Below are 13909 nucleotides of genomic sequence, written 5' to 3' on the forward strand. Positions count from 1 at the left end.
ATCGGATTATTTCAAAATCCGAACCAGGAATCACTGGACAGTGCCATCGGCGAGGATCCACCTCCCGTTCAGATAGAGTTCGCCGGCCGAATGCCGGGGATGGGGTCGCGCGCCGCACATCCCGCGGATTTTCTCCGGATGAAAACGATTGTCCAGGCGCTCGGCGATCTCGAAGCCAATGCGCGCCGGGACCCCGCCGCGCGGCGCGGGGCCGGGAGGGCGGCCGCCCCATGCATGCGGAAGCCCCCTCCCTCCCGGATCAGGCCGGAGGCCTTTCCCCGCTTCGGCTGAAAACACACGGCCGGGGGAATCCATGGGCTTGTTGTTCTGCCCGAGGTCCTTTTTTGCTAATATTCACCCCCTCATCGATGCCGGTTCGACAAGCTCTTCTTGGCGCGGGGGCGCGCCGGCTGGTGCGCGGAGGAACTCGGCTGGCGGAGCAAGATCGCCGGGCCCGCCTGACGTTTGGAGGAATTCCCGAAAGGTATGCAATCCCCTGGGAGGAATTGAGATGAAGAAATATCTGAGTCCTTATCGCACGCGATGGATTCTATTGGCGTCAATTCTCGCTGGGGCGTTCCTGCCGACGGAGTCAGGATATGCACAAGGGGGGAACGATACTATCGTCGTCGCCCATGAGGCCGCGGTTCCCAACCTTGATCCCGCTCAGGCACTTGGGCTGCACTCCTTGCGGGTCATCCGTTTCATCTCCGAGGGTTTGGTGACGACGAAAAAGGACGAACCTGAAGTGTCGCCTCTCTTGGCGAAGTCGTGGGACATTTCTCCGAACGGCCTCGAATGGACGTTCCACCTCCAAGAAAACGTTCGGTTCCATGACGGGGAACCGCTGACCGCCGAGGCGGTGAAGTACAGCTACGAGCGCTTCATGGACCCCAAGCATCCCGAGTATAAGTGCGGCAAATGGACTTTCGTCGTGGGTTATGCGCGACCCATCAAGCGAATCGATGTCGTCAACGCTCATACGGTGAAGCTCGTCCTTCACTACAAACATGCCGGCTTCCTCGGCTATCTCTCCAATGTGAACTTCGGAATTGTCAGCCCCAAAGCGGCGAAACAATCGTGCAACGACTTTGGCTCCAAGCCCGTGGGGACGGGCACCTACAGGCTCGAGACTTGGCAGCGCGGGGTGAAACTCTCCCTGATTCGCAATGAGCACTACTGGGGCAAGAAGGGTGCTCCAAAACGGATCATCTTCCGGCCCGTGCCCGAGGAACAAACACGCGTCGCCGAACTTCTTTCGGGCGGTGTTGATGTGATCGTCCCGGTCTTCCCGGATTCCATCCCCCAAGTTGAGAAAAACAAGGATACCCGGATCATCAAGGTGCCCGGCCTCACAATCTGGTATGTGGCCTTGAACCTCGACAGGAAGATCTTCCAGAATCAAAAAGTCCGCCAAGCTCTCAATTATGCGATTGACCGGGAGGCCATCGTCCGCGATGTGCTCAAGAACACCGGTATCGTGGCCACTCAGGCGGTCCATCCCTCAAGCTGGGGGCACAACCCCAATGCGCGCAAGTACCCGTACGATCCTGAAAGAGCGAAAAAACTTCTGGCGGAAGCCGGTTTCCCAAATGGATTTTCTTTGAAGTTGTGGGCGCCGACGTCCGGCTCGGGCATGCAACTTCCGAAAGAGATGGCCCAGGTCATACAGGCTAACCTCGCTGCCATCGGCGTCCAAACAAAACTCGAAGTCTTCGAATGGGGAACCTACCTGGCAAAAGTGCGGGAGAAACAACGCTCTTTCGATATGGCGGCCATGTCCTGGTATCAGAAGGTGAGAGACCCGGATGTTACCCTTTATCCTCTTTTCTACTCGAAGAATGTCCCCTTCGTGAATCTGATGAAGTACAACAATCCGGAGGTCGACCGGCTTCTTGGTGAGGCCCGCGAGGTCTTCGACGAGGGGAAGCGCAAAGTCATTTACCAGAAAATCGTGGAGATCGTGAACGAGGAGGTTCCCTGGATTCCGATAGATCATCAGTACGAGGTGGTGGGCGTGCGCGCCAATGTGCACGGAGTATCCATGAATCCCAATGGGTGGCTCCTCTCGCTTGAAGACGCATATAAGAAATAAACCGAGCGAAACCGGCGGGCTACCGGCCGGCGCGGAAAAGGAAAAACCCGGAGGGTGATAACCTCGGCGAAACGTGGAGCTACGCCCGAAGGCGCGGGTCGAGTGCGTCCCGCAGGCCGTCGCCCACGAGGTTGAAAGCCAGGGCGACGCCGAATATCGCCAGCCCGGGCAAGGTGGCGACATGGGGTGCGACGGCCAGATAGTTCCGTCCGTCGGCCAGCATCGAGCCCCAATCCGCCGTTGGGGGCTGAGTTCCCAGGCCGAGGAAGCTCAGGCTTGCGGTGGCGATGATCTTGGCCCCGACATCGAGGCTCACCATGACGATGATGGGAGCGGTGATGTTCGGGAGGATGTGCCGGGAGAGAATGAGGCGGTGACTCGCGCCCAGTGCCTTGGCGGCTTCGACATATTCCTGCTCCCGGACGGAAAGAATCGCCCCGCGCGCGAGCCTCGCGTATTGGGGAATGCCCACGACGGCGATCGCAAGCATGGCGTTCCAGAGACCCGGGCCGAGCGCGCCCACGAGCGCGATGGCCAAGAGGATAAACGGGAAGGCCATCACGACATCCACCAGCCGCATCACAATGGCGTCGATACGTTGCGTTCCGTATCCCGCCACGAGCCCTAAGAAAACGCCAAAAATCATCGACAGAAACGCCGAGCAGAATCCCATCAGGAGCGAGATACGACCTCCCCATATCAGACGGCTCAGCATATCTCTTCCGAACCCGTCCGTCCCGAGTGGGTGCTCGGATAACGCGAATGGCGGCTTGAGCCGTTGGATCGTGTTGATCTTGTCAGGGTTCACGAGCGGGAGAAGGGGCACGGATAGCACGACGGCGGCGAGCGCGATCAACATGACGGCGAGCGATGCCGCCACCCAGTAGCGCGTGATCCATCGGACCAAGAGGCGGGCGCCCTCCGAAAAGAGAGGCGCTGAAGGAACCGACTCAATCCTCATATTGAATCCGCGGGTCGAGATAGACGTAAAGTACATCCACCGCGAGATTGACCATGACGAACACCACGGCGATGAGCAGCACTCCTCCCTGGATGACCGGAAAATCTCGTTGAAGGATCGCATCCAGCATCAGCGAACCAAGCCCCGGCCAAGAAAACACCTTCTCGGTGAGCACCGCCCCGCCGAGCAGATAGCCCAACTGAAGCCCGACAACCGTTACCACGGGGATCCAGGCGTTCCGCAGGGTGTGGCGGAGCAACACCGCATTGGGGCTGACCCCCTTCGCCTTCGCCGTCCGGATGAAATCTTGCCCGAACACCTCCAAGAGGCTCGACCGCGTGAACCGCGCGACGGTCCCCATGGAGACGGTCCCCATGGTCACCGCCGGAAGAACAAGATGTCGCAGGAGGTCCCAGGCTCCGCCTCCGGACGGGTCTTGCATCCCGCTCACGGGAAACCAAGACAAACGCAGCGAGAAGAAAAGGATAGCCATGAGCCCGAGCCAGAAAACCGGCATGCTCACGCCGAAGAGCGCAAGCGCCGTCACCAGCCGATCGAAGACGGAGTTGAGGTGCATCACCGCGAGAAGACCGGCGAGGATACCCACGACGGTGGAGAAAGCGAGACCTGAGACAGTCAGGATGAAGGTGGCCTTAAACCGTTCCCACACCAGCGGACCCACGGGCGCCTTCATCGCGAAGGATCGGCCGAGATCCCCCTGGACTACGCGAGCGAGCCAAAGAAAATACTGAACGTAGATCGGCCGATTCAAACCAAGCTCCTCGCGGAGCTGGGCGATGGACTCCGGTGTGGCCTCGGGGCCGAGCATGACCTGCGCCGGATCCCCCGGGGTCAAGTGAAGGATAAGAAACACCGTCAATGTCACGCCAAGCAGAACCGGCAGCATCTGCACCAGTCTCTTGACGATATAGCGCGTCACGACCCGCCCTCGATTCCGCTACCCGAGCGCCGCTCTCCAGGTTCATCGAACCATATGATATCAGGCGCAGCCCTGTGCTCCACGATAATTTCAGGCTCCCTCGGGCCGCGCAAGGAATCGGATTGAACTCCCGGTGCAGGACACCCAAGACCGGCGCGGAATCGACCTTCCGGTACCCTGGTCCACCGAATTTTGGATTCCAAATTTTGCCGTTCTGAGGGGATCGGGCCATTTGGCTCTACGATGGCCTCCGGAAGATTCCTGATGGCTGGACCCCGAAGGTTACCACACGCCTAACGATTCCAAGTCATTACATTCAGAAACGCCGGCCCATAAAATCGGTGGGCCAGCACACCGGTGCGGGCCGGGTCCGAGTCTAACGCTTGCCCTTGACGTATCCCCGCAGGGAAGCCGCCAACCCGTCGTCCTGGTTATTGTCGGACACGACGCTCACCGCCCCAACGGCTTCCCTCTCCTCCGCCCGTCTAGGCGGCGTACCACAGCACAGCGATGAAATGGCATGTGGTGCCCGCCATGACGAACAGGTGCCAGATCAGGTGGCTGTAGGGGATCCGCTGGGCGGCGAAAAACCCCACTCCCACCGTGTACGCGGCGCCGCCGGCGAATATCCAGAACAGACCCCACGGCGGCACGAGGATCCACAACGGCTTTACCGCGACGACGGCGAGCCAGCCCATCGCCAGGTAGAGGCCGGTTGAAGCCCCCACCGACCGCAGCTTGCCTGCGGCCTTCAAGGCGATGCCGGCAATGGCCAGGGCCCACACGAGCCCGAGCAGCGTCCAGCCCCAAACGCCGTGGAGCACACCGAGCATGAATGGGGTGTATGTACCCGCGATCAGGAGATAGATCGCGATCTGGTCGAGATCCTCGAACAGGCGTCTCGCACGGTTCTCGGGCAAAGCGTGGGAGAGCGTGGACGCCAGGTACAACAGCACCACCGCCGCCGCGAAGACGCTCGAGCCAAGAACTCCCGCCGCGCCGCCGCGCTGGATAGCGGCAAGAACGAGGACCGGGGCGGCCGCCACCGCCGCCAGGAAGCCGATGCCATGGCTGACACTGTTCGCGACCTCCCCGATCGGCAGCATATGTCCCGGCCGTGCAAGCGATTCGCCCACGGCTCGAATTCCCAGCCGATTTCGACGGGAGGATGGCCTAAACACTGACCGTCCCCGCGCCGGCGGCCCCCGGGGCCCGGGGCGCTTGGGGCCGGGAGGCGGCGCCGGGCCTGGGAGACCGCGGCCCCCGGGCCAAAAACCGCGCCTTCCCCAGGCCCTCAATCTCGGCCTCCAGGATGTCCCCGCCGATCGGCCCCTTGCGCCCCTCGTGGCAGGTGCCGGTGGCGATAACGTCCCTCGGGTCGAGCCGGGCGAAGCGGCTCAGCCAGGCCCCCTGGGCGGGGATCTTATGGGCCATGTCGCCGGTGCGACCGTCCTGGGCTGGGGCGCCATTCACCCAGGATCTCACCCGGAGCTTGTGGGGATCGGGAATCTCGTCCTTGGTGGTGATCCACAGCCCGCGGGGGCCGTGGCTGCCCTCCTGCCCCTTGGTGGGGGGGAGAACCGGGGAGGGGAGAGAAGGGAGCCTGCGCACGACGGTAAATTCTTGGCGGAGAGGGAGGGATTCGAACCCCCGGTGCGGTCGCCCGCACAACAGATTTCGAGTCTGCCGCCTTAAACCGGACTCGGCCACCTCTCCGGGAAAAACCTTTGGACGTTCAGGCATTCCGCGCGCCCTGGGCGGGATACCGCCTCTCCTGGAAGAAGTCCCGCAGGAGCCGGGCGCTCTCCCCGGCCAGCACCCCCGCCGTCACCGGGAAGCGGTGGTTCAGCCGGGGGTCCGAGGGAAGATCGTAGAGCGAGCCGCAGGCGCCCGCCTTGGGGTCCGCCGCGCCATAAACGAGCCGCCCGATCCGGGCGTTCACGAGGGCCCCGGCGCACATGGCGCAGGGCTCGAGCGTCACGTAGAGGACGGCGCCCTCGAGCCGCCAGCTCCCGGCCCGGCCGGCCGCCTCGCGCAGGGCGAGGAGCTCGGCGTGGGCGGTGGGGTCGGCGTCCGCCTCCCGGCGGTTCCAGCCCCGGCCGAGGACCTCCCCTTCCCGGACGACCACGGCCCCCACGGGCACGTCCCCCGCCTCCCGGGCCCGTTGCGCCAGCCCCAAGGCCTCGGCCATCCAGCGCCGGTCCTCCCGGGCCTGATCGGGCGCCTGCGGCTCCACCGTCCATCCTCCTACCGCCCAGGCCGGCGCGGAATCGCATGCGGGGCCTGAACCAGCCCCTAAAAAGACCACGAATCGGGTGCCGAGGCAATCCGGTCCCTGCCCTAGGCAACCTCCACCCCCAAATGCACGAAGGTGCGCGAAATTGCGGTAACGGCTCCTTCCCCGGCACGCCCTACATTGCCCCTTGGGGGCCGGGGCCGCCCGGATGGCCGGACGGGCACCATGCCGGGCGGGGGAGGGCGTCGCGGATAGTGGCGGATAAAGCATGGATAAAGGGCAAATTTTTTGTTTGCCGCGGATAGTGGCGAATATTGCGCCTTTAAAACACATGCACGCGCCGGAGGAGAGGACCCACGGCGGGCGGTGGGAGCGTCCGGGAGGGTTGCGGGTAATACGGATAGTTCCCTCTAATTGCCGCTAATACCGGAAATTTCCCCATAAAAAATCTTCCCCGCGCGTATTTCTCCCGCCTGGGCGCCTCCGGTTGCCGGGGGCGGGAAAACCTGCGAGTCTTGGGCGGTTTCCCGTGCCAGCCGGGGAAACCCGGCCCCAGAATCCCCCGAAGCTCCTGGCAGGAGGAGGCCCCGTCATGCTCTGGGAGGAGTTGAGCTGGCCCCAGCACAAGAAGATGGCCGAGGCGGGCGCCGCCGTGGTGCTGCCGGTCGCCTCCATCGAGCAGCACGGCCCCCACAACCCCGTGGTGGTGGACACCCTCCTCTGCACCAGCGTCTGCCGGAAGGCCGCCGAGGGGCTGGAACGGGTGGTCCTCACCCCCACGATGTGGGCCGGGATGTCCCTCCACCACGCGGACTACCCCGGCACTCTCACCCTCAGCTTGGAAACCTATCTGGCCGTGATCCAGGAGCTCATCCGCTCCATCCACCGCTCGGGCTATAAAAAAGTGCTCGTCGTGAACGGCCACGGGGGGAACATCAACCCCGTTCAGTCCGCCCTGGTCCCGGTCCGCTACGAACTGGGCATCGAGATGTGGTTCGTGACCTACTACCAGCTCGGGGACCAGGCCGCCGCCCAGTACCGCAAGAGCGAGATCGGGGGCATGGGCCACAGCTGCGAGTTCGAGACCTCGATCATGCTCCACCTCCGGCCCGACCTGGTGAACATGAAGGAGGCCGTCAAGAACCCGAACGTGCCCAAGCACCCCCTCATGGTCCGCGACATGCATCACGGGGGGAAGCTCCACCGGCCCTCGGACTTCAACCGCAACCGCGCCCCCTCGGGCGTCTCGGGGGACCCCACCGTGGCGGACGCGGCGAACGGGGAGAGGTTCTTCGAGGCGTGCGCGGCGCGCCTGCGCGAGATCATCCAGGCCCTGGCCGCCGCTTAGGAACGACATGGCGCGCATCGCCGGCGAGTCCCCCCGGACCGCCCGCTACTTCAAGCTGAGCCCCGTGGGGGTGGACGACCCGGTCATCCTCTGCGCCGAGATCTCGGGCGAGGGCTCCTGGGTCTTCCTCGTCCCCGGGCTGGGCGACACCGTTTGGGCCTGGCGAAAGATCGTGCCCTGGCTCGAGACGGCCCACCACGTGGCCGCCGTCGAGCCCCGCGGCCACGGCCGCTCCGCCAGCCCGGCCGGACCCTACTCCGTGGAGGCGATGGCGGGGGACCTCGCGCGGCTGGCCGAGGCGCTGGGGGCGAAGCGTCCCGTCCTCATCGGCCAGGGGCTGGGCGGCCGTGCGGCGCTCCTGCTGGCGCTGGAGCGCCCCGAGCTCGCGGGCGCCCTCGTCCTCATCGGGACCGATCCGGCTCCGCCCGAGGGGGGCCAGCGCGAGGCCCTCCTCGCGCAGCGGGCCCCGGCCGCCGGAGGGAATCTCCAGGCGGCCTACAAGGCCCGCAAGGCGGCGGGCGCCCTGCCCAGGGGCATGACCCCCAAGGAGCGGGCCGAGCACCACCGCCTCTTCCTGCGGAACGCCCCCCGGGGCTACGCCGCCTCGCTGGAGGCGGCGCTGGGGGGGCCGGACCTCACCCCGCGCCTCGCGGAGCTGCGCTGCCCCATCCTGGCCGTCGCGGGGGAGAAGGACGCCGGGGGGGCGGACGCCGCGAGGCGGCTGGCCGGGGCCGCCCCCGGCGGGGAGGCGGTCGTGGTGGAGGGCGCGGGAGCCTTCGTCCAGCTCGACCGGCCCGAGTCCCTCCTGGCCCTGCTGGAGGAGTTCTTCCGGAAGCACTCGGTCGCGCGCCGCGAGCCGGGATCTTCTTAAGCCGTTCTTCCTGAGGAGGCCGCGCCGTGGCACGCCTGATCGACCTCACCGCCCCCCTGGGCCATCCGGACCTCTGCCTGGTCCCCACTTTCCCGCCCGTGGAGTTCTGGCGCTTCCACGAGCACCCGACCCACGGCCGGCAGAACAGCGCCGTGAAGATGGCCATCCACCAGGGCACCCACCTCGACGCGCCCAACCATTTCTACGCGGACGGCGCCACCATCGACGAGATGCCCCTCGAAACCTTCTGCGGCCGCGCGGTCAAGCTCGACGTCCGGGCCACGACGAAGCCCGAGAGCCCCATCACCCGGGAGCACATCGAGCGCTCCCCCGGTTTCGACGCGAAGCGCCTCGAGGGCGCCATCGCCGTGAGCTGGAGCGGGTGGTCCAAGCGGGCCATCTTCACCCCGGACTACTTCCCCCGGAACCCCTACCTCGACCAGGAGGCCTGCGAATTCCTCTGCGCGTGCGGCATGAAGGCGCTCTGCATGGACCACCCCATCGACCCCGGCATGCGGCCCGGCGGCACCGCCCAGAAGGGGGACTCCCCCGGCCACCGGACGGTGCTGGGGCGGGGCATCCCGCTCATCGAGCACGTCGTCAACCTGGACAGCTTCCTGGAGAGGGAGTTCGAGATGTTCGCCTTCCCCCTCAAGCTCCACCGCATCGAGGGCGCCCCCGCCCGGGTGGTGGCCCGGGTGGGGTGATTCCATCCGGCGGAGAGGGGCCCGGCTGCCTCTCCCGCGCCGGGCGGCGCCCCGCCGATCCGGCCGGAAAACCCGCCTGGCGTCTCGAAAACCGGCCAGGAACCCCCGCCGTCTAATGAGCAAGGAAAAAACGGGGTATAATCCCCGCTCCCGGGAGGGGGCGCCGCCCTCTCCCCAGGAAAATGAGACCCATGCGACGCACCTTTTGGCTGATCTTGGCGGCTCTGCTCCTCGCGGGGGCGGCCTCCATCCCCCTCCTGGGCGCCCGCGGGGCCAGCGGCCCGGGCTTCCGCGTCGCGACGGTGGAGCGGGGCACCCTCACCGCCGCCGTCTCCGCCACCGGTACCCTGAACGCCGTCACGAGCGTCCTCGTGGGCTCCCAGGTTTCGGGCCGCATCGCGGAGCTGGCCGCCGACTTCAACACCCCGGTTCGCAAGGACCAGGTCATCGCCCGCATCGCCCCTGAGATATTCGAGGCCAAGGTGAACCAAGCCGCCGCCGAGCTCGAGGCGGCCAAGGCGTCCATCCTCAATCAGCGGGCTGCCCTCGAGCGCGCGCATGCCGACGTCCAGAACGCCAGGGCCGCGGCCGCGGCCGCGGCCGCCCAGACGGTCAAGTCGCGGGTCGGCCTCCTCGACGCGAAGCGCAACCTCGACCGCCGCAAGCGCCTCTTCGAGGAAAAGCTCATCCCCCAGAGCGAGCTCGACTCGGCCGAGGCCGCTCACGACACGGCCGCCGCCCAACTCACGGCCACCCAGGCCCAGGAGGAGGCCCAACAGAGCGGGATCAAGGCCGCTCAGGCCCAGTTCCGGGCAATCGAGGCCCAGCTCCAGAACGCCCAGGCGGGCTTGAAGCAGAAAGAGGCGGCCCTGAGCCAAGCCAAGGTGGATATGGAGAACACCATCATCCGGGCGCCGGTGGACGGGGTGGTCGTCTCGCGCAACGTGGACGTGGGCCAGACGGTGGCGGCCAGCCTCCAGGCCCCGACCCTCTTCACCATCGCCCAGGACCTCACCCGGATGCAGGTGAACACGAACGTGGACGAGGCCGACATTAGCCGCATCCGCTCCGGCATGCCCGCCACCTTCACGGTGGACGCCTTCCCGGGCCAGAGCTTCAAGGGGGAGGTGGTGCAGATCCGCAAGGCGCCCCAGGTCGTCCAGAACGTGGTGACCTACGACGTCGTCGTCTCGGCCCCGAACCCCACGCTCCGGCTCCTGCCCGGGATGACGGCCAACGTGCAGCTCGTGGTGGAGCACAAGGAGAACATCCTCAAGATCCCGAACGCCGCCCTGCGCTTCAACCCGGACGGCGCGGCGGCTCCCGCCTCCGGGAACGGGGGCCGCCCCGAGGGCGGCGCCCCCCGGGGAGCTCAGGCGGGCGGCGGGCGCCAGATCCAGGAGCGTCTCGCGAAGGAGCTCGGCCTGGACGCCGGGCAGCGGGCGAAGGTCGAGACCATCTACCAGGGGCAGCGGCAGGAGTTCATGAAGCTGCGCGCCGAGAACCTGACCGAGCGCGCGAGAGAGACCCGCATCCAGGAGCTCCGCCAGGCCGTCCAGGCCAAGGTCGCGGCCCTGCTCACCCCGGCCCAGCGCGAGCGGTATGAGCAGCTCTTCGGCGGGGGGAGCTCCCGGAGCCGGGTGTGGGTGCGGGGGCAGAACGGACACCCCGAGGCGCTCGTCCTCCGGATCGGGAGCACCGACGGCAGCCACACCGAGATCCTCTCGGGAAGCCTCCAAGAGGGCCAGGAGGTCATCGTGGGCAAGGCTTCCTCCGGCCCCTCCGGGGCTCCGGGCGGGGGCCGCGGGCTGCGGCTGGGGTTCTAGGCATGGCCTCCCTCGTCGAGACGCTCCACCTGGCCAAGGACTACTTGCTCGGGGACCACACGATCCACGCGCTCAGGGACGTCTCCATCCGCTTCGAGACGGGCGAGTTCGCCGCCGTGATGGGCCCCTCGGGCTCGGGTAAGTCCACCTTCATGAATCTCCTGGGCTGCCTGGACGCCCCCACGGCGGGCCACTACCTCCTGGACGGGCGGGACGTCTCCGGCCTGAGCGCGGACGACCTCGCGAGCGTGCGGAACGTGAAGCTCGGCTTCGTGTTCCAGAGCTTCAACCTCCTCCCCCGCACGAGCGCGCTCGAGAACGTGGCGCTTCCCCTCATCTACGCCGGGGCGGGCCGCAAGGAGCGGCTCCGGAAGGCCTGGGAGAAGCTCGAGGCGGTCAACCTGGCGGACCGGGCCGGCCATCATCCTTCCCAGCTCTCGGGCGGGCAGCAGCAGCGCGTGGCCATCGCACGGGCCCTGGTGAACGACCCCGTGCTCCTCCTGGCGGACGAGCCGACCGGGAACCTCGACTCGCGCACGAGCGTGGAGATCATGGCGCTCTTCCAGGAGCTGAACGCGCTCGGGCTGACCATCGTGGTGGTGACGCACGAGCCCGACATCGCGCAGTTCGCGAAGCGCGTCGTCACCTTCCGGGACGGGCGCGTCCTCCGCGACGAGGCCGTGGCGGAGCCCCGGCGGGCGGCCGAATTGCTGGCCGGCATGCCGGCCGAGGAGGTGGAGGCGTGAACCTCGCGGCCACCCTGCCCATCGCCTTCCGCGCGCTACTGGTGAACAAGCTGCGCAGCATCCTCACCATGCTCGGCGTCATCATCGGGGTCGGCGCGGTCATCGCCATGGTCTCGGTGGGCGCGGGGGCGCAGGCGCGCGTGAGCGAGCAGATCCAGAGCCTGGGCTCCAACCTCATCGTCATCCTCTCGGGCTCGCGGACCTCGGGAGGGGTGCGGCTCGGGGCGGGCAGCCGCTCCACCCTGACGGAGGGCGACGCCCAGGCCATCCAGCGGGAGATCCCTTCCGTCCAGGCGGCCGCGCCCGCGGTGCGGGGCGGGGCGCAGGTGGTCTTCGGAAACCTCAACTGGTCCACCGCGGTGCACGGGGTGACGCCGGAGTATTTCACGGCGCGCGACTGGGAGATCGTCTCGGGCCGGCCCCTGAGTCCGCAGGACATCGCGGGCTCGGCCAAGGCGGCCGTGCTCGGCCAGACGGTGGTGCAGAACCTCTTCGGCGGGAGCGACCCGCTGGGCCAGATCGTCCGCATCAAGAAGGTGCCCTTCACGGTGGTCGGGGTGCTCGGCCGCAAGGGCCAGACCGGATGGGGGCAGGACCAGGACGACACCATCCTCGTCCCCATCTCGGCCGCGAAGACGAAGGTGCTCGGGGTCAACCCGGCGAACGCGAAGTCCGTCGGGTCCATCTCGGTCAAGGTCAGGGAGGCCGGATTGATGAAGGAGGCCGAGAGCCAGATAAGCGCCCTCCTCCGGCAGCGCCACGGCCTCCAGCGGAGCCAGGAGGACGACTTCACCCTCCGCAACCTCTCGGACGTGCTCCAGGCGCGGGAGGAGTCCTCCCAGGTGATGACTTTCCTCCTGGCGGCCATCGCCTCGGTCTCGCTGCTGGTGGGCGGGATCGGCATCATGAACATCATGCTCGTCTCGGTGACGGAGCGGACGCGGGAGATCGGCCTGCGCATGGCGGTGGGCGCCAAGAGGCGCGACATCCTCTCCCAGTTCCTGGTCGAGGCCCTCGCCCTCTCGCTCGCGGGGGGGCTGATCGGGGTGCTGCTCGGCCTGGGCGGCTCGGGGGCTATCGCCTACTTCGCGGGCTGGCCCGTGCTCATCCTGCCGGACTCGGTCCTCCTCGCCTTCGGCTTCGCGGGAGGGGTGGGCATCTTCTTCGGGTTCTATCCGGCCCGGAAGGCGGCCCGCCTCAACCCCATCGACGCCCTGCGGTACGAGTAGCGCGCAAAGAAAACTTGTTTTCAGCGTTGTTGTCATTCCGAGCCCTGCGCTTGCGCTCAGGGTAAACTCCGCGAGGAATCTGCTTCTTATTTTGAAAAGCGGATTCCTCGGTCGCTTCTCTCCCTCGGAATGACAAGACAACATCCGATCCAATGAAAGGGCTGCTACCAGGCGGGTCCGACAGATGCCCGCTCACATAAAAAAAGCACCGAAGGAAATCTTTTCCCCCGGTGCTTTTTCAGCGGACCGCTGCTGTTACTTCTTCGCCCCGGCCAGCATCTTCTTGCGGTACTGCACCGCCTGGAGCACGTCCTGCCAGACGAGCCGCCCCAGCGGGCCGGAGCTGTAGACGGCGATGTTCACCTTGCCGTCCGGCGAGAGGAGGAAGTTGGTGGTGTGGAGATAGGACCGGGGCCGGTTCGGCGGGTCCGGCTGGTAGAAGGCGCCGGTCGTCTCCGAGACCTTCGCCGGATCGAGGCTGTGCCCGATGGGGAAGTTCACCTCGCTGTGGGCGATGGTCTTGCGGACCTCGTCCTCGGGGTCCGTGGAGCCGGCCACCACCTTGATGCCCTCGGCTGCGAGCTTTTCTCCCGCCCGGGAGAATGCGGCGAGCTGCACCAGTCAGTAGGGTCACCAGTGGCTGCGGTAGAGGAGGACGACCCCCCAGGAGCCGGCCAAGCCGTCCGGGAGGGAGATCTTCCCACCGCCCACCTTCGGGAACTCGAGGTGCGGGAACATGTCCCCCGTGTCGAGGAACTTGGCGTTCGACTTCATTCCGATCTCCCGCGGATTGAGGAAGGGAGCACCCCTACTTCGGCTGGGGGGCCATCTTCTTGTAGAACTGGACGAGGCCCAGCACGTCCTGCCAGACGAGCCGCCCGATGGGGCCCGTGCTGTAGACGCCCACGGCGATGGTGCCGTCGGGCTTCAAGACGTAGCCCGTGCTGTGG

General features: G+C 66.6%; 13 protein-coding genes, 1 tRNA gene and 1 pseudogene. 7 read left to right on the forward strand and 8 right to left on the reverse strand.

What is annotated here, in order from left to right; all coding sequences use genetic code 11:
• Positions 1–511: 511 nt before the first annotated feature.
• Positions 512–2095 (forward strand): ABC transporter substrate-binding protein, encoded by a 1584-nt coding sequence (locus HYZ11_03185; protein ID MBI3126590.1) that lies wholly within the window; start codon positions 512–514, stop codon positions 2093–2095.
• A gap of 79 nt (positions 2096–2174) precedes the next feature.
• On the opposite strand, the gene HYZ11_03190 is transcribed toward HYZ11_03185, so the two are convergent.
• From HYZ11_03190 to tadA, 6 genes are all read right to left on the reverse strand, one after another.
• A complete protein-coding gene (locus HYZ11_03190) occupies positions 2175–3056 on the reverse strand; it encodes an ABC transporter permease (GenBank protein ID MBI3126591.1) in 882 nt (293 codons plus the stop codon).
• Positions 3046–3996, reverse strand: a complete 951-nt coding sequence (locus HYZ11_03195) for an ABC transporter permease (GenBank protein MBI3126592.1) — start codon at positions 3994–3996, stop codon at positions 3046–3048. The genes HYZ11_03190 and HYZ11_03195 overlap by 11 nt, the downstream gene beginning before the upstream one ends.
• A gap of 485 nt (positions 3997–4481) precedes the next feature.
• Entirely contained in the window at positions 4482–5102 is a 621-nt protein-coding gene (locus HYZ11_03200) for a hemolysin III family protein (GenBank protein ID MBI3126593.1), read from the reverse strand.
• A gap of 67 nt (positions 5103–5169) precedes the next feature.
• The gene (locus tag HYZ11_03205; GenBank protein ID MBI3126594.1) at positions 5170–5607 is read right to left on the reverse strand and encodes a fumarylacetoacetate hydrolase family protein; all 438 of its coding nucleotides are present in this window, start codon (positions 5605–5607) and stop codon (positions 5170–5172) included.
• Positions 5608–5620: 13 nt separating this feature from the next.
• Positions 5621–5712 (reverse strand) — tRNA-Ser (locus HYZ11_03210).
• 19 nt (positions 5713–5731) lie between these two features.
• On the reverse strand, positions 5732–6502 hold the full coding sequence (gene tadA, locus HYZ11_03215) for a tRNA adenosine(34) deaminase TadA (protein MBI3126595.1): 771 nt from the start codon (positions 6500–6502) through the stop codon (positions 5732–5734).
• A gap of 322 nt (positions 6503–6824) precedes the next feature.
• Between tadA and HYZ11_03220 the strand changes: the two genes are divergently transcribed.
• From HYZ11_03220 to HYZ11_03245, 6 genes are all read left to right on the forward strand, one after another.
• Complete coding sequence (locus tag HYZ11_03220) at positions 6825–7580, forward strand: creatininase family protein (protein ID MBI3126596.1); 756 nt, start codon at positions 6825–6827, stop codon at positions 7578–7580.
• A gap of 7 nt (positions 7581–7587) precedes the next feature.
• On the forward strand, positions 7588–8451 hold the full coding sequence (locus tag HYZ11_03225) for an alpha/beta fold hydrolase (protein ID MBI3126597.1): 864 nt from the start codon (positions 7588–7590) through the stop codon (positions 8449–8451).
• 26 nt (positions 8452–8477) lie between these two features.
• A complete protein-coding gene (locus tag HYZ11_03230) occupies positions 8478–9158 on the forward strand; it encodes a cyclase family protein (protein MBI3126598.1) in 681 nt (226 codons plus the stop codon).
• 191 nt (positions 9159–9349) lie between these two features.
• The gene (locus tag HYZ11_03235) at positions 9350–10984 is read left to right on the forward strand and encodes an efflux RND transporter periplasmic adaptor subunit (GenBank protein MBI3126599.1); all 1635 of its coding nucleotides are present in this window, start codon (positions 9350–9352) and stop codon (positions 10982–10984) included.
• Between the two features lie 2 nt (positions 10985–10986).
• Positions 10987–11730: an ABC transporter ATP-binding protein gene (locus HYZ11_03240; protein ID MBI3126600.1), complete on the forward strand. Its 744-nt coding sequence runs from the start codon at positions 10987–10989 to the stop codon at positions 11728–11730.
• Positions 11731–11798: 68 nt separating this feature from the next.
• Positions 11799–12959 carry an ABC transporter permease gene (locus tag HYZ11_03245; GenBank protein ID MBI3126601.1) on the forward strand — a complete coding sequence of 387 codons (1161 nt, stop codon included), beginning with the start codon at positions 11799–11801 and terminating at the stop codon, positions 12957–12959.
• 255 nt (positions 12960–13214) lie between these two features.
• On the opposite strand, the pseudogene HYZ11_03250 reads toward HYZ11_03245, so the two are convergent.
• Positions 13215–13733 (reverse strand): annotated as a pseudogene (locus HYZ11_03250) (peroxiredoxin family protein).
• A 34-nt stretch (positions 13734–13767) separates the two neighbouring features.
• A partial coding sequence (locus HYZ11_03255) for a hypothetical protein (protein MBI3126602.1) occupies positions 13768–13909 on the reverse strand: 142 nt, incomplete at its 5' end.

Source organism: Candidatus Tectomicrobia bacterium, assembly GCA_016192135.1.
In the GTDB taxonomy this organism is placed as follows: Bacteria; UBA8248; UBA8248; order UBA8248; family UBA8248; genus 2-12-FULL-69-37.

Coding starts and splice junctions, on each gene's coding strand:
- HYZ11_03190 (MBI3126591.1), bottom strand. CDS start 3,056: ATGAGGATTGAGTCGGTTCCTTCAGCGCCTCTCTTTTCGGAGGGCGCC.
- HYZ11_03245 (MBI3126601.1), top strand. CDS start 11,799: ATGCTCGGCGTCATCATCGGGGTCGGCGCGGTCATCGCCATGGTCTCG.
- tadA (MBI3126595.1), bottom strand. CDS start 6,502: ATGCTTTATCCGCCACTATCCGCGACGCCCTCCCCCGCCCGGCATGGT.
- HYZ11_03200 (MBI3126593.1), bottom strand. CDS start 5,102: ATGCTGCCGATCGGGGAGGTCGCGAACAGTGTCAGCCATGGCATCGGC.
- HYZ11_03220 (MBI3126596.1), top strand. CDS start 6,825: ATGCTCTGGGAGGAGTTGAGCTGGCCCCAGCACAAGAAGATGGCCGAG.
- HYZ11_03235 (MBI3126599.1), top strand. CDS start 9,350: ATGCGACGCACCTTTTGGCTGATCTTGGCGGCTCTGCTCCTCGCGGGG.
- HYZ11_03240 (MBI3126600.1), top strand. CDS start 10,987: ATGGCCTCCCTCGTCGAGACGCTCCACCTGGCCAAGGACTACTTGCTC.
- HYZ11_03225 (MBI3126597.1), top strand. CDS start 7,588: ATGGCGCGCATCGCCGGCGAGTCCCCCCGGACCGCCCGCTACTTCAAG.
- HYZ11_03185 (MBI3126590.1), top strand. CDS start 512: ATGAAGAAATATCTGAGTCCTTATCGCACGCGATGGATTCTATTGGCG.